Consider the following 17,855-nt stretch of genomic DNA (forward strand, 5'->3'; position numbering starts at 1 on the left):
TATGAACCGCCTGAACCCCTCCCATCCCGCCGCGCGCCGGTCTTTCGCCGTGCTGATTCTGCTGCTGGTCGCCGCTTGCGCCCGCGTGCCCGAACCTCGGCTGTTTCCGGAGGCGCCCAACGACATCACCGTGCGCACCGATGCACTGCTGCCGGCCGACGTGGTCTTGCTGGGCGAGCAGCACGACGCGGCCGAACACCAGCACATCCACCAGCATGTGGTGGCGCGGCTGGCGGTTGACGGCAAGCTCGGTGCGCTGGCACTGGAGATGGCCGACGCCGGCCGCAGCACCGCCGCACTCAAGTCCAACAGCACGCAACTGGCGGTGCAGGAGGCGCTGGGCTGGAATAGCAAAAGCTGGCCCTGGGCCGCCTACGGCCCGGCGGTGATGGTTGCCGTGAAGGCCGGTGTGCCGGTGCTGGGCGCCAACCTGCCCGCGGCGCAGATGCGGGAGGCCATGGCCGACACCCGGCTTGATGGCCAGTTGCCGGGGTCGGCACTCAAGGCCCAGCAGCAATTGATCCGCATCGGCCACTGCGGTTTCTTGCCTGAGGACAGGATTTCACCGATGACACGCATCCAGGTGGCGCGCGACATCAGCATGGCCCGCACCATCCAGCAGGCGGCGCTGCCCGGCAAGACCGTGGTGCTGCTGGCCGGCAGCGGCCACGTCAACCGCGAACTCGGCGTGCCGCAACATCTGCCGGCCGACATGAAAGTCAAGGCCGTTCTGCTGCGCGCCGGCCCGCCGCCGGCCGCAAGCAATGCTCGCCCGGACGCCGGCAAGCCGCCGGCCTTTGACGTGGTGTGGACCACACCGGCCGTGCCGGAAAAAGATTACTGCGAAGGCCTGCGGAAATAAGCGCAGCACGCCCGTGGAAGGATGGTCATCCCGGACTTGATCCGGGATCCATTTTCAAGCGACCACTACAGCAAACACTCGGGGCATGGATTGCGGGTCGAGCCCGCAATGACAAGTTCCGGGGCGCTCAGACGTTCTTCCTGATCGCGTCGGCCACCACGCTGACGATGCGCTCCACGTGCTCTTTCTCCACGATGTAGGGCGGGCAGATCACGATGTTCTCGCCCGCCGGGCGTACCAACACGCCGTTGCGGAAACAGTCCATAAAAATGTCATAGGCACGTTTGCCGGGCGATCCGGCAATCGATGACAGCTCTACCGCTGCGGCCAGCCCGAGGCTGCGGATACCGATCACATTGGGTAGGCCCTTGAAGGCACTGTGTACGGCGTCACCGAGCACCCCCCCCATTTGCCCGGCCCGTTCAAACAGCTTTTCTTCCTTGAACAGCGTGAGCGTGGCCATGGCCGCCGCGCAGGCCACCGGGTGGCCCGAGTAGGTGTAGCCGTGGAAAAACTCGATCGCATGCTCGGGGCCACCGGCGCTGGCGTCCATCATGGTGTTGTAGATGCGGTCGGTGCAGATCACGCCGCCCAACGGAATCACGCCGTTGGTCACGCACTTGGCAAAGTTCAGCATGTCAGGCACCACGCCGTAGTAGTCGGCACCGAAGTTGGTGCCGAGGCGGCCGAAGCCGGTGATGACCTCGTCAAAAATCAGCAGGATGCCGTGTTTGTCGCAAATCTCGCGCAGGCGTTTGAGGTAGCCCTTGGGCGGCAAATACCAGCCAGCGCTGCCGGCCACCGGCTCAACGATCACGGCGGCGATGTTGCTTGGGTCGTGCAGTGGCAGGATGCGGTTTTCAAGCTCGAGCAGGAGGTCCTCTTCCCAGACCGGTTCGACACCGTGGATGTAGGCGTGTTTGAGCGGGTCATGGATGAAACGCAAATGGTCCACGCGCGGTAACAGCGCTGCGCCGTAGACCTTGCGGTTGGCCGGGATGCCGCCCACACTCATGCCGCCAAAACCGACGCCGTGGTAACCCTTTTCGCGGCCGATGAAAACATTGCGGTGGCCCTCGCCACGCGCGCGGTGGTAGGCAAGCGCTACTTTCAGCGAGGTATCGGCCGCCTCCGAACCGGAGTTGCAAAACAGCACCTGGTTCAAATCGCCGGGCGCCATGTCGGCGATCATCTCGGCGGCCTGAAAAGCCTGGTCGTTGCTGGCCTGGAAGGCGGTGGCGTAGTCCAGCGTGTCGAGCTGCTTCTTGATGGCCTCGTTGATCGGCTTGCGATTGTGGCCTGCCGCCACGCACCACAGACTGGAGATGCCGTCGAGCACCTGCTTGCCGTCGTGGGTGGTGAAAAACATGCCGTCGGCCGCCACAAACACGCGCGGCTCCTTTTTGAAACTGCGGTTCGGCGTGAACGGCAGCCACTGGTGGTCCATGTTGAAGTCGGGGTAGGCCATCAAAAATCTCCTGCGGTGACAAGGCAAGGGTGCCGGGACGTCATCTGCATTCTGGCACCGTCCGCAGCGGGACAGCGCCGCTCCTGCGACAATTCTTTCATGAGCCCTACTTATATCCTTAACCTGTCCTGCCCGGATCGACCGGGCATTGTCCATGCGGTGTCCGGTTTTTTGTTCGAGCGCGGCGGTAATATCCTCGAAGCGGCGCAGTTCAGCGACGACAAGCGCGACGATCCCGCCGCCGATGCCACCGGCCTGTTTTTCATGCGAGTCAGCTTCGGTTGCGAAAAGCTCTCTTTTGAAGCCCTCAAAGAACAACTGGCCGCTCTGGGCACGCAGTTCGGCATGCGCTGGAGCCTGCACCAGGCCACGCAGCCGATGCGCACGGTGCTGCTGGTCAGCAAGGAAGGCCACTGCCTGAACGACCTGCTGTTCCGCTGGAAGTCGGGTCTGCTGCCGCTGGACATTCGCGCCATCGTCTCCAACCACCGTGATTTTTACCAATTGGCGGCCAGCTACAACGTCCCTTTCCATCACATTCCGGTGACGGCTGCCAACAAGGCCGAGGCCGAAAAACGCCAGTACGACATCATTGAGGCTGAAGGCGCCGAGCTGGTGGTTCTGGCACGCTACATGCAAATTCTCAGCGACGACCTGTGCCGCAAGCTGGCCGGCCGCGCCATCAATATCCACCACTCGTTTCTACCCAGCTTCAAGGGCGCCAAGCCCTACTACCAGGCGCATGCACGCGGCGTCAAACTGATAGGCGCCACGGCGCACTATGTGACCGCGGATCTCGACGAAGGCCCGATCATCGAGCAGGACGTGGCCAGAGCCGACCACAGCAAAACCGTCGAAGCCCTGACGGCCATGGGCCGGGACACAGAGAGCCAGGTGCTGGCGCGCGCAGTGCTCTGGCACAGCGAACACCGGGTTTTGCTTAACGGCCACAAGACGGTGATTTTCAAGTGAAAAACCATCCGTTCGGGCTGAGCCTGTCGAAGCCGGCGCAAACCCTTCGACAAGCTCAGGGCGAACGGAACCCGCCGTGACCGCCGCCCGCATCCCGCCTATCCAGTGCCTGCTGACCTTTGAAACGCTGGCGCGGCTGCGCAGCGTCACACAGGCGGCCGAGGAACTCAATGTCACACCCAGCGCGGTCAGCCACCGCGTCAAGCAGCTCGAGCAAATCATTGGCACCAAGCTGTTTGGCCGCGCCGACTTTTCGCTGACCACCGAGGGCAGCGAGTACCTGGCCCATGTGCGCGAAGGCATTGCCATCCTGCAAAAATTTCCGGGTGCGGCCGGGCAAAGCGGCACGCCGGGCAAACGCAAGCTGCGGCTGGCCGTCACGCCGACCTTTGCGCGCTCCATCCTGATCCCGCGCCTGCGCCAGTTCACCGATGCCTACCCGGAGATTGACCTGACGCTGCAGGTGTCGATTCCGCTGCTGGACGTGGTGGCTGAAGACGCCGACCTGATGGTGCGCTTCGGCACCGGCCGGTATGCCGATGTGGAGCATGTCTGCCTGATGAAGGACGAGGTCACGCCGCTGGCCTCACCGGCCTACGTGCGCGAGCACGGCCCGTTTGAAGCGACGGAAGACTTGGACGGCGAGGCCTTGCTGCGCTCGCCGCTGGAGCCCTGGCGCACCTGGTTTGCCGCGCACGCGCTGGACTGGCCGGAGCCGGTGGACGGTTCGCAGTTCAACGACATCGGTCTGATGTGCGACGCTGCGGCCGCCGGCATGGGTGTGGCGCTGGTGCGGCTCAAGCTCGGCGCGCCCTGGCTCGAAAATGGGGCACTGGTCCGGCTGTACGAACGCAACGTGCCCAGCCCGCACGCCCACTACCTGTGCTGGCGCACCGGCATGATGGACCGCTGGGAATGCGCAGCCTTTGCCGACTGGCTGAAAAGCTCGGTAAGCTGATCTCACCGGCGTTTTACAAGACTTTTCTGCCCCCATCCCATGTCGGATGGGCATGAGCAGCTACACATTTGATAGCGTTCTGATTTTCACGAGCGGCCTGCATTTTCTTCACACCGGCCGCTTGCGCTTTGCATTAAAGTGAGTTGAACCACTTACCCGCGAGCCCGCCCATGAACGCACCTTTGGACACCCTGCAGCAGCAACAGCTCGAACGCGCGGCACGCCAGGCCGAAGTGGTCAAGGCCCTGCAGGCCGTGCTGCCGACCCACGCGCTGCTCTGGAACAGCGAGGACACCACCCCCTACGAATGCGACGGCCTGACCGCCTACCGCCAACGCCCGCTGGTGGTCGCCCTGCCCGAAACCTACGACCAGGTGCAGGCCGTGCTGCGTACCTGCCACGCACTGCAGGTGCCAGTGGTGGCACGCGGCGCCGGTACCGGCCTGTCCGGCGGCGCCATGCCGCACAAACTGGGTGTGACGCTCTCGCTGGCCAAGTTCAACAAGATCCTGAAGATGGACGCGGCCAGCCGCACTGCTGTGGTCCAGGGCGGCGTGCGCAACCTGGCCATCAGCGAGGCCGCCGCGCCGCTGGGACTGTATTACGCGCCGGACCCGTCCAGCCAGATCGCCTGCACCATAGGCGGCAACGTCGCCGAAAACTCGGGCGGCGTTCACTGCCTCAAGTACGGCCTGACCCTGCACAACGTGCTCAAGGTGCGCGGTTTCACGGTTGAGGGCGAAGCAGTCGAGTTCGGCAGCGATGCGCTCGACGGCGCCGGCTACGACCTGCTGTCGGTGCTGATCGGCAGCGAGGGCATGCTGGCCATCACCACGGAAGTGACAGTGAAGCTGGTGCCCAAGCCGGTGCTGGCGCGCTGCATCATGGCCAGCTTCGACGACCTGCGCAAGGCTGGCGACGCGGTGGCCGCGGTGATTGCCGCCGGAATCATCCCGGCCGGGCTTGAGATGATGGACAAACCCATGACCGCGGCGGTCGAGGACTTTGTGCATGCCGGCTACGACCTCAACGCCGAAGCGATTTTGCTGTGCGAAAGCGACGGCACACCGGAAGAAGTCGAGGAGGAAATCGGCCGCATGAGTGCGGTGCTGCGCAGTTGCGGCGCCACTGCGATTGCAGTCAGCCAGAACGAGGCCGAACGCCTGCGTTTCTGGAGCGGGCGCAAGAACGCCTTCCCGGCGTCAGGCCGGATCAGCCCCGACTACATGTGCATGGACTCGACGATTCCACGCAAGCGCCTGGCCGACATCCTGCTGGCGATCCAGCAGATGGAGATCAAGTACGGCCTGCGCTGCGCCAATGTGTTCCACGCCGGCGACGGCAACCTGCACCCGCTGATTCTGTTCGACGCCAATGATGCCGACCAGTTGCACCGCTGCGAATTGTTTGGCGCCGACATTCTGGAAACCAGCGTGGCCATGGGTGGCACCGTGACCGGCGAACACGGCGTCGGTGTCGAAAAACTCAATTCCATGTGTGTGCAGTTCTCGGCCGCTGAAAACGAGCAGATGTTCGGCGTCAAGCGCGCCTTTGACCCGCAGGGCCTGCTCAACCCCGGCAAGGTGATTCCGACACTGCAGCGCTGCGCCGAGTACGGGAAGATGCTGGTGCGCGGCGGGAAGATTGCGCATCCCGACCTTCCGAGGTTCTGAAAACATGTCTGCTTCGGTCGGGCTTGGAACCCCGCATTGGTCTTCATCGTTATCCCGGACTCGATCCGGGATCCATGCTTCATGAGTCACCGTCGGTCGGGTGTGGCATGGATTGCGGGGCCGGGCCGAAGCGCGATGCGGCGGAACGTGCGTAGCGTAGGCCCGGCATCGGACTCGTTCCACGGTACAGCTACGCGCACGGACATTGCGCGAGTCCGGCACCGCAATGACAGACAAAGGCTGCGGTCGCCATGACAGGTCTGCGCGGCCTGGCCTGGCTGCTGCTCCTGCAGTCCCTCGGCGAGCTGCTGTCGCGCGCGCTGTCCCTGCCTTTTCCGGGCCCGGTGGTCGGCATGATCTTGCTGCTGCTGGCGCTGAACTGGCCGTTGGTGCGCGAACCGGTGGCTGCCTGCGCCGATTTTTTGCTGGCGCATTTGTCCCTGTTGTTTGTGCCGGTCGGTGTCGGGGTCATGACGCATCTCTCGCTGCTCGGCGAATACGGCGGCCGCCTGTTGCTGGTCATAGGCCTGTCCACGCTGATCGGTCTGGTGGTGACGGCGCTGACCCTGAACTTTTTGTGGCGCAAGGGCGATGCCAAAGTTCGTTGAGCTCTGGGTCTACCTCTCCGCCACGCCGCTGTTTGGCCTGACGGCGACGCTGGTAGTCTATGTGCTGGCCCAGGCCACTTACGCGCGGCTGCAGCAGGCCGCCTGGGCGAACCCGGTGGCCTGGACTGTGCTGGTTATTGCGGCAGTGCTGCTGGCCACCGGCGTGCCCTACCCGACCTATTTCGCCGGCGCGCAGTTCATCCACTTCCTGCTCGGGCCCGCCGTGGTGGCGCTGGCCTGGCCGCTGTGGCAGCGCCGCACCGAGTTACGCGAGCGTTGGGGTCGTCTGCTACTGGCGGCGTTGGCCGGCGGCGTAGCAAGCATCCTCTCGGCCGTGGCCCTGGGCTGGGCGGTCGACCTGCCACCCGAGGTGCTGCTGTCGCTGGCGCCCAAGTCGGTCACCGCGCCGGTGGCCATGGGCATTGCCGAAAAAATCGGCGGCATCCCGGCGCTGGCTGCGGTGTTTGCGGTCATGACCGGCCTGATCGGCGCACTGGCCGGCAAGTACCTGTTTGACCTGTGCCGCATTCCGCTCGACGCCGCCGGCTGGGCAGCACGCGGCTTTGCGCTGGGCACGGTGTCACACGGCATAGGCGCGGCGCGTGCGATGCAGGTCAACGCCGACGCGGGCGCATATGCGGGACTGGCACTGGGCCTGCAGGTGGTGCTGGCTTCGCTGCTGCTACCGCTGGTGTTTCGCCTGTTTTAGCGCGTCGCGCTATACATTTTGTAGCTATTCAGACCCGCCTGTCATGGGCTGAAGGCTATTTTTATCATGGAAACCGGGCATCCGGCGATTCACCAGGGATCGACAAAACGCGCTCGGACGTCCGGCCGTACACGCGCCGACAGCAGGCCGTGCGCCAGCCAATGACGCGTGTCGGCCGGATCAATCACTGCGTCGATCTCCAGCGTGGTGGCCATGTTGAGGGCGCTGCCGCTTTCGTACTGACGCGCCACCAGTTCGTCGTACAGCGCCTCACGCGCGGGGCCTTCGGGCACCACCTCAAGTTCCTTGCGGTAGCCGAGTTTGACCGCGCCCTCCAGGCCCATCGCGCCGAACTCGCCGGTCGGCCAGGCGACTGTGAACATCGGCGAATGAAAACCGCCGGCCGTCATGGCCATGGCGCCCAGGCCGTAACCCTTGCGCAGCACCACGCTGAAAAACGGCACACGCAAAGCCGCAGCAAGCACAAACATGCGGCTGACATGGCGCACCTGCGCCTGCGCCTCCATATCGGGCCCGACCATGAAGCCGGGTGTGTCGACAAAACTCACCAGCGGCAAGCCGTGTGCATTACACAACTGCATAAACCGCGCGGCCTTGTCGGCGGCATCGGCGTCAATGGCGCCGCCCAGGTGCTGCGGGTTGTTGGCGAGGATGCCGACGGCGCGCCCCTCGATGCGCGCCAGCGCAGTGTGGATGCCAATACCGAAACCGCTGCGCAGGGACAACAGGCTGCCGCAGTCCACCACGCCCTTCACCACCGCCAGCGTGTCATAGACCCGTAGACGGTTTTCCGGCACCACATCACGCAAGCTTGCCGCATCGGGTGGCAGCCAATCCTTCACCGCACCCTGGAAAAAAGACAGGTAATGCCGCGCGGCGGCGACGGCCTGCGCTTCATCATCGACCAGCAGGTCGATCACGCCGTTGCCATGCTGCATGCTGCTGGGGCCGATCTGCTCCGGCGTGAACACACCGAGACCTCCGCCTTCAACCATGGCCGGCCCGCCCATGCCGATGTTGCTGCCCCGGGTGGCAATGATCACGTCGCTGCAGCCCAGCAAGGCCGCATTGCCTGCAAAGCAGCGGCCGGCCACAATGCCGACAACCGGCACCTGGCCCGACAAGCGTGCATAGCTGGCAAAGGTGCTGACATGCAGGCCGGCGACGACAGGCATGTCGGTGTCGCCGGGCCGGCCACCCCCGCCTTCGGCAAACAGCACCACAGGCAGTTTGTTCTGCAGCGAGATGCCGAGCATGCGGTCGGTCTTCTGGTGATTGCGCATGCCCTGGGTACCGGCCAGCACAGTGGCGTCGTAGGCCAACACCACCGTGCGGCTGGCTTCGGCGCCAAACAATGCGCCGTTGATGCTCCCAATGCCGGTGACCATGCCGTCGGCCGGCGTGTTAACGATCAGGTCGTCCTCACTGCGCCGGCCGCGTTGCGCAGCGACGGCCAGTGCGCCGTATTCAATGAAGGAGGCTTCGTCGCAGAGGTCGGCAATGTTCTCCCGCGCGCTGCGCAACCCGAGCCCATGGCGCTTGGCCATGGCCTGAGGGCGACTGGCATCCTGTGTGGTGGCGTGGCGGTCGAGCACGCGCTGCAAATCAGGGCGCAAACCCTGCCGTTCCGATGGCGCTTCTGACCCACTGGGCACGGTGAAGGCCGGAAGCGGCGAAGACCCCAATGGCCCGGACTGCAGCATCGCGAGCACCGCACCGGCTTCCACCAACTCATCGGCGGCAAACAACAGCTCGCCCACCTGGCCGGCCGCACTCGCCCGCACCTCGTGCTCCATCTTCATGGCTTCAAGAATCAGCAGCACATCGCCAGCCTGAACGGAGTCGCCAGGCGCCACCTGCCATTGGACAATGCGGGCCTGCAAGGGGGAGTGGACAGCTTTCATCCAACCATTTTGCGCCCGCCAACAACGCGCGCCCCGTCAAACCGGCGACACTGCACCCGCCCAGCGGTTGGGGTAGCAACAGGCCGGACTCAGGCCTTAATCAGGCACATTTCAGGCGACCTGCAGCCCCGGCTTGCCAACCAGCGCGGTTTTGGTACCCGCCACCGCACCGTAGAGAATCTCGCCGGCGAGCTGGCCGCCCTCTTCAATCACCAGCTTGCCGTAACGGATCTTGCCGGTGACCTTGCCGGTGGCGTAAATCACCAACTTCTGGCGCACCGTGAGGTTGCCGTCGAACTCGCCGTGAATCTCCGCGATATCGATCTCGGCCGAACCCTTGAACGCGCCATGCTCGGCGATCTGGATCACGCGGGAGTCCATGGTGGCTTCCACCAGGCCTTCGACCACCAGGGTGTCGCAGTCGGTGATCTCGACGCCCTTGAGTTTGATGTTGGGGCCCACCGTCAACTTGCTGCCACCTTCGCGCGCGCTGCTGCTGGCCGATGCCGTGTTCGTCGAAGCGGGTGTGGCTTGCGCGCTCACGGACGCGGCGCTGCTGCCTGCCGTCGATGCGCCATTACTATAGGGATTGGGGTTGGGACTGCCGTGGCGCAGAGCGGTGGGTTCGTTGTCTCGCTTGCCGAAGAACGGTGATTGCAGTGCCATCTGGATTCCTTCAAAAAAGTCCGATGGTACGGAGGCGCTTTCCAAAAGTCTCCACTGCTAATGCAAGATAAGTAACGAAAATATTTTGCGCGCTCACCGATGCGCAGACGGAGTTATAGACTCGCGGCATGGACTACACCGTCAAAATTTTTCACAGCGAGGATGTCTCCCCCGCAGAGCGCGAAGCGGCCGCCAAGCGGTTTCGCACGGCGCTCGAGGCCTCCCTGGGCGACGCCAGTCTGGTGGCGCCGGTCTACCGCGCCTGGCTGCGGTTGTTGCAGGCGCACGGTGAAGAAACCAGGCCTTGGGACCTGAGCCCGGCAGAACAACTGTTGGCCGACCAATGGGAAGCGGCGGAACTGGCCGCAACCCAGGCTGCGTTTGGCGCAGAGCGCTACATGGGCGATGCTCATTTCGAGTTGTCCCTCGGTGAGCGCTGACGCCGCCCTGCACCGGGCTCGGGTTGTTGCCGATAATCTACCAAATGACTGAAAAGCTCGTTTTGGAATCGGTGATGTTTGTGCTGGTTTTTTTTGGCTTTGCTGGGATTTTTCGGCTTTGCGGGGGTGCGCCTGTTCCGGAGCAAGGCCGAACTATCACAAACACTACCGCATCGCCGCCAGACAACGCCGACGAGGTCAGTTATGAGCCCCCGAATTTGAATGGAGCGGCACCACCACCGGCGCGCTGCCGCTCAAAATTCTGACCTACAAGCAGTACGAGTGCCTGGAAGACGCGCGATATGGATTTCGGATCGTCGGCCTGCTGCCGTCAGACCCCAGACAGACGCAGACCCACCAAACCCGCGCACACGGCCATGAAACCGTGGCATCACTTTACAAATACGGTTTTCTTTACGACGATTGCAGCGGTCGCTATGTGATCACCGACCACGAATTCAATGCGCTGGAAATCTGCAGCGTCCGCTATTGAGGTCGGTACTTCGCCAGGAGTGCACCGCTGCATGGGTACGGAGGCGCGCTTTGCTGTCTCGGTATTTTCTGGTTGCAGGACTGGTCACATCGTCGCATCCATGGGCGCCTTGCTGACAGCCCAGGAATACAAGGCCACGAATACCAGCGCGTCAAACACCGCACCGAAGCAGATATAAAGCACCGGCATGAACAGCACCGACAGGTGTTGCATGATGAAGGCCTGCGCCAGCACCTGGTGCGGCACCATGATGGCCAGAAACGCTAAAATCAACGCTGTGTGAAACAGCTTGACCAACAGCCCCTGGTTCAGGATGTAATACCCCACCGCCAGCATCACCGGGGTGGCCAACATCACCACATAGCCAATCGTCATCAACTCCTCGCTGTGACGCGCAACGCTGTAAGGAAAGGCAGAAGGCGTCAGCCAGAAATACCCCAGCGTGATGAGTTGCACCACACACACAATACGCAGCGGATACTTCAGCGGCAGGGCTGCATCGCGCATGCGCAGAGACAACATAAATCCCAGCAGGGTGACCACCGTGGTCACGATCAATGTGGTAGTACCCGGCATCAGCGCGTCTTCGGACACGTTGGACAATACCAGCGCATATTGGCCAGCCTCGTTGAGCCGGGTGGACAGGCCAAAGGGCAGGTTCAGACCGGCGGACCAAAACAAGATGCAGTTGCGCCAGAACTCCAGCAGCAGCGGCTTGGTCCACAACAACAGGCCGCACAGCAGCAGCGGCAAGACGACCGCCTGTGTCAGCAGCCAGGGCGTGACCTTGAGCGGCGTGATGGCGCGGTGCGGACGCACCTTCACATTGCGCGCCCTCGCCTCCTTGACCATCGAGAAGGACGTATGAAAAAGTCGGTCGTGTTCACGCGCCTCGTCCGACACAGAAATAGTTTTGGAGTTCATATGCGTCGATCAGAAGTCGTGAAAGATGCCGACCGTGACCCCACTGCGGCGGTACGACGGATTGATATAGCGGTTGACGCCAACCAGCACACCGGTGCTGGAGTTCAACCAGTGGCGCCAGCTGAGACTGGCCTCGCGGCTGTCGAAGTTGACCAGTTGCGCACCGGCGGCAACCGCCAGATAACCTTCACTGCCCCAGCCATAACGCCCGGTCACCAGGTTTTGTTTGGCCCGACCGTAGGTCAGCGCCACGAACTGCTGCTGGCTCTTAACCGAGCCAGGGTTGCTGGTGTTCATGCGCACGCCACCCTCCACGATCCACGGCGTTTCAAAATAGTAGGCCGCACCGAGCGAGACGCTCCTGTCGGTATAACCCGTGGGCGCATCGTAGTAGCCCACCCCGACTGAGCCAACCAGATTACGCCCCGGAAGAAACTTCCGGTACAGCGTCGCGTCCACCCGGAACTTCGGCAGATAAAAAGCGCCATCGCCCGCGCCTACGGCCACCGACCCGTGCCAGTCTTCATTGAAGGTGTAGGTGTCGCTCAGGCCGACAAACGTGCCGTCGACGCCAAATCGGTGGTTCTGCGACAACTCACCTTGCAGCACATGGGAAGGCAAGCCATAGGTCCCCCGTAGCGTGACATCGCGCCAGTTGCCAATTCCCCCCGAGAGATTTTGTCCGGTTGCACTGAGCTCCAGACTGCGTTGCAAGGGTGTACCGGCCGGGGCCGGCTGCGCCGGCATCACGCCGACGCGGCTGGGCGCAGCCGTTTGGGTTTGAGTTTGGGCCAGGGCAGCGGCCATGGGTAAAAGCAAGCCCAGCAGGGCGACAACGGGACTGATTCTGAGCATGAGACCTCCTGTGGAAAAATCGTTTTGAATTTGAAAATACAAACCAGACAATTGCTGCCTATTTGCAGTTGACGCCGGCGCTGGCAGCACTCAGGCCCTTGGCCACCAGCAACTGGTAAGCAGTCTCGTCGGTCACCGCCCAACGCGCAGAGTGCCGCATGGGCGCCGCTTCGCGCAGCCAGCAGCTTGCGCTGGCCCTGTCGTTCTGCCGCAAAGCCAGCACAGCCAGCACGCCCCAAGGATAATCGGCCTTGCTGTGCGCAAGCCATTCTGATCGATGCGTCTGCATCCAGGCACGGTAATGCTGCCGCGCGGTGGCAGGCAGCAGCGGAAAATCCACCAGTAATGGGAAGATTTGCGCCACATGATCCGGGTAAAAGGCCGGTTTTTGCGAACGCTGCTCAAGCTGGGTAGATACCAAATACCGCTTGTCCACTGGATTCCAGAACGTAGCATGGATAGCGCTTGCCAGCTTTTCAGCCTCGACCCGCTGCGCCGGCTGCCTGCCGTTTACCTTGAGCGACCAGACTTCCAGGTTATCCATGAACAGGCCGTGCAACACCACCGGTGAAACCATGTAGATGCCGCGCGATGGCTGAAACAAATGCGCCAGGGAAGCTTGCGCAATAGAACGACTTTTTTGCCAAGCCGGATTTTTGCTCATCTTTTCCGGCATGGTGTCGAGCAAACGCAGCCATAACGCCAGCAGCGAGTCGTCTGCATCAGCGGTTTTGCAGGAAACCCATTTTTTAACAGAGTGACGGCAGAACCGGTCAAAGGTGCCGTCAGGTTTCTGGCGGGGCAACAGCCAGTTGACGAACTTTTCGGCCGGTGCCGTGATGCCCATGCCATTGTCATACGCTAGCAGCAAGGCTTGCATGGCAAAGTAGGGGTCGGCTGAGTCGCCGCTGTGCAGCACGGTGATAGCGCCACCTGGTTCGGTATAACCGGTCAGATCCAGCACGGCGGAGGCATCTGAGGCACCAGCATGACCCATCCAAAACAGCACGCAGCTCAAAAAGAAGCGTTTGCCCGTCATGCCGCTTTCACCATACCGACTTCATGCGCCCAGACGGTTCCGTGAATCGTGACTCCATCTTCCACAATAATGTTGTTGGCGCTGACCGTCGTCTGCGCATCGGGCAGGCCGATCACCGCGCCGGCCCCGATCAGAACGTCGCTCTCCGACACCAGCGGCCCCCAGGCACGGGCCTGCTTGAACACATAGACGCGCTTTTCGCAGGTAATCGCACCGTGCACCTCCGCGCCGTAACCTATGCTCACGCCTTCACGCGCCTTGATGTCACCGATAACGGTGGTGCCCATGCCGATGGTCAGAAAACCCGTCACCACCAGCGAGCCGCGAAAAATGCTGTCCGGCGGCAGCGCACAGTTTCCGCGGATCAAAAACAGCAGCGGCGTCTGTTGCACCGCGTCCGGCAATTGGGCATAACTGGCCTCTTCCGGGGTACCGGGATATGGCGTGGGCGCCGGTGCGTCGCGGGAGCCGAAGTGCAACGATGGCGCTTGCAGGCGCTCAAACCAGGTTTCGTTACCCAGCTCGATGGCGCTGCCCGCCGAAATTCGCCGAAGGGCAATGCCCTTGCGCCCCAGACGCAACACGCCACCGGCGTGCGCCCAGTCATGGATTTCGCTTTCTGCATCCAGCGCAATATCACCCGTAGCGTAAAGCGCCGAAAAAGCGGATGCCGGGCCAGCACGCAGGTCACCCTGCACATACAGCGGCTGGGTGCTTTGGATTGGCGACGGGCTGCTCAGACTGCTTCGGGAAATCATGCGTTTGGTCGCGCTGCGCCAGTCCGTTCCCTCGGAAGCGTCAGGCACAAAGTCAAACTCTTCATACCCTGTCGCCTCGCCCTGTCCCAGCTTGGCCGTAACGTCGGCATGCAGGCGCCGGGCAAAGTGGTCGATGTCGCTGGTGTAGTTGGGCGAGATCGGCAGCGACGCCAAATCGGTCGGGCGCAGCCACTCGCGAAATGCCGGCACAAACGGCAAGGTAAGCAGCAACAGGCAGACGACCGCAAACACGGTATAGGTGAGATAACTTGAGGGCATCATTTGGTCACCCCTGGGGTTCCGCGATAACGAATGGTTTTTTCCCAGACCATGTCGCGCTTGAGCACCCGGTCCAGAATGAGGCTCCAGACGGCGCCCGAGATTGCAAACAGGCTCACCAAAAAGCCCAGCATGTTGAAAGGCAGCAGCCGCAAGCGCCTGCGATTACCGTCGATCAGTACCGCCACGACAATCTCAAAAAAGGCGGCAAAATTGCCCAGAGTGCCGTACACCATCAGCGCAAAAATCGGGATCAACTGCGACAGCAGGGAGCCAGCGTTCAGGAAATACAGGCCCAGCGCCAGGCACCAGCCCACCAGCATGACCAGCGGGATCACAAACACAAATAGCAGCAACAGTCCGTCCACGCGTTGCCCCAGGGTCAGATAAGGGCTGCTGGCAAACTGCCACCAGTAACGCGCCATCACCTGGTTGTGACCCTTGGCCCAGCGCGTCACCTGCTTGATGCGCACGCTCCATTCTTCGGGCACTTCTTCATAACATTCCGAGCGGTTGGTGTAGACGGTTTTCCAGCCGTTGAACATCAGTCTGAAGGTGATGTCGGTGTCTTCTGCCAGCGTGTCGTCATGCCAGCCACCGACTGCCTCGACCGCGGACAGACGAACGCCCCCCACGGTGCCACCGTACTGCGGCATCAGGTTCAGGTTCATGCGCGCCTGCTGGTCTACCTGGTAACCGGCTGAGCGTTCCAGATCCAGCATCCGGGTCAGCAGGTTGGCGCCGCTGTTCACCGGCACCACGCGGCCCATCACGGCGCCAACTTCGGGGTCAAAAAACGGCGCCACCAGTTGTTTGAGCAAGCCTCTGCCGGGCACGTAGTCAGCATCAAAAATGATGGCGATGTCGCCCTCGGCAAAATGCAACGCGTCCTTGAGTGCGGCCGACTTGCCGGCCTTGCCATCCACGCGATGAAATGGCGAGATGCGTTCCGGGAAACGCGCCACATAGCTGTCGATGATGGCGCCGGTCCCGTCCTTCGAACGGTCGTTGACCGGAATGATCTTGAGCCGGTCTGCCGGATAGTCGGTGTTCAGCAGCGCTTCGATGCAGCCGGCAATGACTTTTTCTTCATTGTGGGCAGCAATAAACACCGTAATCGTCGGCCAGCGCGCCACCGCGATGTCGATGTAGGGGTGGCGTTGCACGCCGGTCAGGCGGTTCATGGTGAACATGAAATGCCGGATGCCGTAAAGCGTCATGAGCACCACGATCAGCACCAACAACGACGCCATCACGGCCGCCACCGGGTAGTCCTTGAACGTGGGCACCAGACCTTCTGCCACCGGCTGCGCAAACGCCGGCAGCGCTCCAGTGGTCAGCGTCAACACGAGGATTTTCAGCGGCAAGGCGCGAGAGTTACACAACATAGAGATTACTCCTGGAAAAATCAGGCCAAAACGGGCTGCGGCTCAGAGACGGTCACCAGGCTTCGTTTGAGCGCGGCAACAATCTGCGCCGACGCCGTGCCGTCGCCAAACGGGTTGCCGGCCTGCGCCATGCGCGTGTAAGCCGCACTGTCGTGGGTAAGGCGGTTGACCTCCTGGACAATCGCGTGGCGCGTCGCGCCGGTCAACAGCGCGCAGCCCGCTTCAATGGCTTCAGGCCGCTCGGTTTCGTCGCGCAGCACCAGTACCGGCACGCCGAAGGTGGGCGCTTCTTCTTGCAGGCCGCCAGAGTCGGTCAGCACCATCCATGCATCGGACAACGCCTGCTGCATGCCGGTGTAGTCCAGCGGCTGCGTCAGCGTGACATTGGGGATGCCACCCAGAATATCGCTGACCGGCCCCTGAATCACCGGGTTCAGGTGCACCGGAAACAGCACCTGAAGGTCGGGCTGTTGACGCGCGATGTCTGCCACCGCGTGGCAAATCTCCTGCACATCGTTGCCCCAATTTTCACGGCGGTGCACCGTCACCAGCATGTGGCCGCGTCCCGCAACCCTCCGTTTGACGCCGCGGTGGGTACATGTCCACTGCTGGGCATCAATCACGGTATTGCCGGTCAACTCGATAAATTCGTCGGCGATGCCTTCCGTCTGCAGCGCCACGCGGGCGCGCTGGGTTGGGGCAAAATGAAACCGCGCGAGCCGACTGATCATCTGACGCAAGCCTTCTTCGGGGAAGGGTCGGGCCAGGTTGTAAGTGCGCAGACCGGCTTCAACATGCGCGACCGGCACCCGGTTGTAAAAGCCAACCAGGGCCCCCTGAAAAGCACTTTCAGTGTCGCCCTGCACAATCACCAGCGACCAGTTCTGCTCGATCATGGCTGACTCGAGCTGCTGCCGACAACCGGCGCTGAACTCCAGCAGACTGCTGCCGGTCCGTGTGAGCGTAATGTCAGGCACCACGTCAAAACAAGCCAGAATCTGGCTTGCCATGTCCGCGTGCTGGCCGGTGTGCAACCACTGCACACGCGCCCAGGGCGCTTGTCGCAGCGCGTGGTAGACCGGCGCCAGCTTGATGATTTCAGGGCGTGTACCCGAAACCAGAAGAATATTGTGAACAGCTTTTCCAGCGTCAGGCGGCGCGGAGGCAGTCATGATGGCTGCGCCATCTGCTGCGGGTGACCCATGTTGGTCGGCGTCTGCAAGTCAACAATCATCACCAGATCGCCACCGAAGCGGCCCACCCCAAGTTCGCTCATAAGTTGATGCTCCTGCTCGGCGGAGTCCATACGCAAAAAACACAGCGCCTGGCGCTTGCCGGCCTGACTGGCCGCCAGGATGTCGAGCCGGGCGACCGAGCCATAACGCGAACACAGTGTATGAAGCGCGGGCTTGAGCGCGCTGATGTCGGCAAAGTTCTTGAGTTGATCGAATTCGTGGTGCATGGTTGTGAAGCGTGAAGCTTTGTGGGGTTTGTAATTTCTGTCCTCATGCAATTTATAAAAAGCCGGCTTCAGGGTTAACCTGGGGAAATACCGCCCCTCGCTGTAGGACGCCACCTTCGCCCCGCAAGCAACCGATCCGTTCCTCAAATCCAGAGGCAAAACCCACCCGCGCAAAAAGGCCAAACAGCACTTCATGTAACCAAGTTCGCAGAACGTTCTGAGGATGTCTGTGCGGTATCGCACGTAAGCCCGATCATGAAAAAGTCCAGCAACAGGCAGTCTGCTGGCTGCAGCGTCCTACATTCACGCGCTCTGTTAGATGGCTTTTTTTTTGCATTAGGGGCGCTTCATTAATGCAGCCGTTCCAAGCAGCGCC

17 protein-coding genes are annotated in these 17,855 nt (G+C 62.2%); 7 read left to right on the plus strand and 10 right to left on the minus strand.

The window, feature by feature from the left end; all coding sequences use genetic code 11:
• Position 1 precedes the first annotated feature (1 nt).
• The gene (locus IEX16_RS17435; protein WP_188709750.1) at positions 2 to 862 is read left to right on the plus strand and encodes a ChaN family lipoprotein; all 861 of its coding nucleotides are present in this window, start codon (positions 2 to 4) and stop codon (positions 860 to 862) included.
• Between the two features lie 127 nt (positions 863 to 989).
• Here IEX16_RS17435 and aptA read toward each other — a convergent pair whose 3' ends face one another.
• Complete coding sequence (gene aptA / locus IEX16_RS17440) at positions 990 to 2,330, minus strand: omega-aminotransferase AptA (protein ID WP_188709751.1); 1,341 nt, start codon at positions 2,328 to 2,330, stop codon at positions 990 to 992.
• Positions 2,331 to 2,429: 99 nt separating this feature from the next.
• Between aptA and purU the strand changes: the two genes are divergently transcribed.
• The 5 genes from purU to IEX16_RS17465 all read left to right on the plus strand — a co-directional run bounded on the left by purU (position 2,430) and on the right by IEX16_RS17465 (position 7,250).
• Positions 2,430 to 3,302 (plus strand): formyltetrahydrofolate deformylase, encoded by an 873-nt coding sequence (gene purU / locus IEX16_RS17445; protein ID WP_188709752.1) that lies wholly within the window; start codon positions 2,430 to 2,432, stop codon positions 3,300 to 3,302.
• 76 nt (positions 3,303 to 3,378) lie between these two features.
• Positions 3,379 to 4,260 (plus strand): LysR substrate-binding domain-containing protein, encoded by an 882-nt coding sequence (locus tag IEX16_RS17450; protein WP_188709753.1) that lies wholly within the window; start codon positions 3,379 to 3,381, stop codon positions 4,258 to 4,260.
• Positions 4,261 to 4,430: 170 nt separating this feature from the next.
• Positions 4,431 to 5,933, plus strand: a complete 1,503-nt coding sequence (locus IEX16_RS17455) for an FAD-linked oxidase C-terminal domain-containing protein (protein ID WP_188709754.1) — start codon at positions 4,431 to 4,433, stop codon at positions 5,931 to 5,933.
• A gap of 251 nt (positions 5,934 to 6,184) precedes the next feature.
• A complete protein-coding gene (locus tag IEX16_RS17460) occupies positions 6,185 to 6,541 on the plus strand; it encodes a CidA/LrgA family protein (protein WP_188709755.1) in 357 nt (118 codons plus the stop codon).
• Positions 6,525 to 7,250, plus strand: a complete 726-nt coding sequence (locus IEX16_RS17465) for an LrgB family protein (RefSeq protein ID WP_188709756.1) — start codon at positions 6,525 to 6,527, stop codon at positions 7,248 to 7,250. The genes IEX16_RS17460 and IEX16_RS17465 overlap by 17 nt, the downstream gene beginning before the upstream one ends.
• Before the next feature lie 89 nt (positions 7,251 to 7,339).
• Here the strand turns inward: IEX16_RS17465 and IEX16_RS17470 are convergent, their stop codons facing one another.
• A complete protein-coding gene (locus IEX16_RS17470; RefSeq protein ID WP_188709757.1) occupies positions 7,340 to 9,175 on the minus strand; it encodes a carboxyl transferase domain-containing protein in 1,836 nt (611 codons plus the stop codon).
• A gap of 111 nt (positions 9,176 to 9,286) precedes the next feature.
• A complete protein-coding gene (locus IEX16_RS17475) occupies positions 9,287 to 9,841 on the minus strand; it encodes a bactofilin family protein (protein ID WP_188709758.1) in 555 nt (184 codons plus the stop codon).
• Positions 9,842 to 9,969: 128 nt separating this feature from the next.
• Here IEX16_RS17475 and IEX16_RS17480 point away from each other — a divergent pair, with 128 nt between their 5' ends.
• Positions 9,970 to 10,281 (plus strand): hypothetical protein, encoded by a 312-nt coding sequence (locus tag IEX16_RS17480; RefSeq protein WP_188709759.1) that lies wholly within the window; start codon positions 9,970 to 9,972, stop codon positions 10,279 to 10,281.
• Positions 10,282 to 10,858: 577 nt separating this feature from the next.
• On the opposite strand, the gene IEX16_RS17485 is transcribed toward IEX16_RS17480, so the two are convergent.
• From IEX16_RS17485 to IEX16_RS17515, 7 genes are read right to left on the minus strand one after another with little or no spacing between them, the layout of a single operon-like run.
• Positions 10,859 to 11,698, minus strand: coding sequence for a hypothetical protein (locus tag IEX16_RS17485; protein WP_188709760.1), 840 nt, complete (start codon positions 11,696 to 11,698; stop codon positions 10,859 to 10,861).
• A gap of 9 nt (positions 11,699 to 11,707) precedes the next feature.
• The gene (locus tag IEX16_RS17490) at positions 11,708 to 12,553 is read right to left on the minus strand and encodes a YaiO family outer membrane beta-barrel protein (RefSeq protein WP_188709761.1); all 846 of its coding nucleotides are present in this window, start codon (positions 12,551 to 12,553) and stop codon (positions 11,708 to 11,710) included.
• Positions 12,554 to 12,611: 58 nt separating this feature from the next.
• Entirely contained in the window at positions 12,612 to 13,592 is a 981-nt protein-coding gene (locus tag IEX16_RS17495) for a hypothetical protein (protein WP_229676410.1), read from the minus strand.
• Entirely contained in the window at positions 13,589 to 14,632 is a 1,044-nt protein-coding gene (locus tag IEX16_RS17500; protein WP_188709762.1) for a bactofilin family protein, read from the minus strand. The genes IEX16_RS17495 and IEX16_RS17500 overlap by 4 nt, the downstream gene beginning before the upstream one ends.
• Entirely contained in the window at positions 14,629 to 16,017 is a 1,389-nt protein-coding gene (locus tag IEX16_RS17505) for a glycosyltransferase family 2 protein (protein WP_188709763.1), read from the minus strand. Before IEX16_RS17505 ends, IEX16_RS17500 begins: the two co-directional genes overlap by 4 nt.
• A gap of 20 nt (positions 16,018 to 16,037) precedes the next feature.
• Complete coding sequence (wecB, locus tag IEX16_RS17510) at positions 16,038 to 17,189, minus strand: non-hydrolyzing UDP-N-acetylglucosamine 2-epimerase (RefSeq protein WP_188709764.1); 1,152 nt, start codon at positions 17,187 to 17,189, stop codon at positions 16,038 to 16,040.
• Complete coding sequence (locus tag IEX16_RS17515) at positions 17,186 to 17,479, minus strand: hypothetical protein (protein WP_188709765.1); 294 nt, start codon at positions 17,477 to 17,479, stop codon at positions 17,186 to 17,188. Before IEX16_RS17515 ends, wecB begins: the two co-directional genes overlap by 4 nt.
• Positions 17,480 to 17,855: the final 376 nt, after the last annotated feature.

It is taken from the genome of Polaromonas eurypsychrophila (genome assembly GCF_014641715.1).
In the GTDB taxonomy this organism is placed as follows: Bacteria; Pseudomonadota; Gammaproteobacteria; order Burkholderiales; family Burkholderiaceae_C; genus Polaromonas; species Polaromonas eurypsychrophila.

Coding starts and splice junctions, on each gene's coding strand:
- IEX16_RS17435 (WP_188709750.1), top strand. CDS start 2: ATGAACCGCCTGAACCCCTCCCATCCCGCCGCGCGCCGGTCTTTCGCC.
- aptA (WP_188709751.1), bottom strand. CDS start 2,330: ATGGCCTACCCCGACTTCAACATGGACCACCAGTGGCTGCCGTTCACG.
- purU (WP_188709752.1), top strand. CDS start 2,430: ATGAGCCCTACTTATATCCTTAACCTGTCCTGCCCGGATCGACCGGGC.
- IEX16_RS17455 (WP_188709754.1), top strand. CDS start 4,431: ATGAACGCACCTTTGGACACCCTGCAGCAGCAACAGCTCGAACGCGCG.
- IEX16_RS17460 (WP_188709755.1), top strand. CDS start 6,185: ATGACAGGTCTGCGCGGCCTGGCCTGGCTGCTGCTCCTGCAGTCCCTC.
- IEX16_RS17465 (WP_188709756.1), top strand. CDS start 6,525: ATGCCAAAGTTCGTTGAGCTCTGGGTCTACCTCTCCGCCACGCCGCTG.
- IEX16_RS17470 (WP_188709757.1), bottom strand. CDS start 9,175: ATGAAAGCTGTCCACTCCCCCTTGCAGGCCCGCATTGTCCAATGGCAG.
- IEX16_RS17475 (WP_188709758.1), bottom strand. CDS start 9,841: ATGGCACTGCAATCACCGTTCTTCGGCAAGCGAGACAACGAACCCACC.
- IEX16_RS17480 (WP_188709759.1), top strand. CDS start 9,970: ATGGACTACACCGTCAAAATTTTTCACAGCGAGGATGTCTCCCCCGCA.
- IEX16_RS17485 (WP_188709760.1), bottom strand. CDS start 11,698: ATGAACTCCAAAACTATTTCTGTGTCGGACGAGGCGCGTGAACACGAC.
- IEX16_RS17490 (WP_188709761.1), bottom strand. CDS start 12,553: ATGCTCAGAATCAGTCCCGTTGTCGCCCTGCTGGGCTTGCTTTTACCC.
- IEX16_RS17495 (WP_229676410.1), bottom strand. CDS start 13,592: ATGACGGGCAAACGCTTCTTTTTGAGCTGCGTGCTGTTTTGGATGGGT.
- IEX16_RS17500 (WP_188709762.1), bottom strand. CDS start 14,632: ATGATGCCCTCAAGTTATCTCACCTATACCGTGTTTGCGGTCGTCTGC.
- IEX16_RS17505 (WP_188709763.1), bottom strand. CDS start 16,017: ATGTTGTGTAACTCTCGCGCCTTGCCGCTGAAAATCCTCGTGTTGACG.
- wecB (WP_188709764.1), bottom strand. CDS start 17,189: ATGACTGCCTCCGCGCCGCCTGACGCTGGAAAAGCTGTTCACAATATT.
- IEX16_RS17515 (WP_188709765.1), bottom strand. CDS start 17,479: ATGCACCACGAATTCGATCAACTCAAGAACTTTGCCGACATCAGCGCG.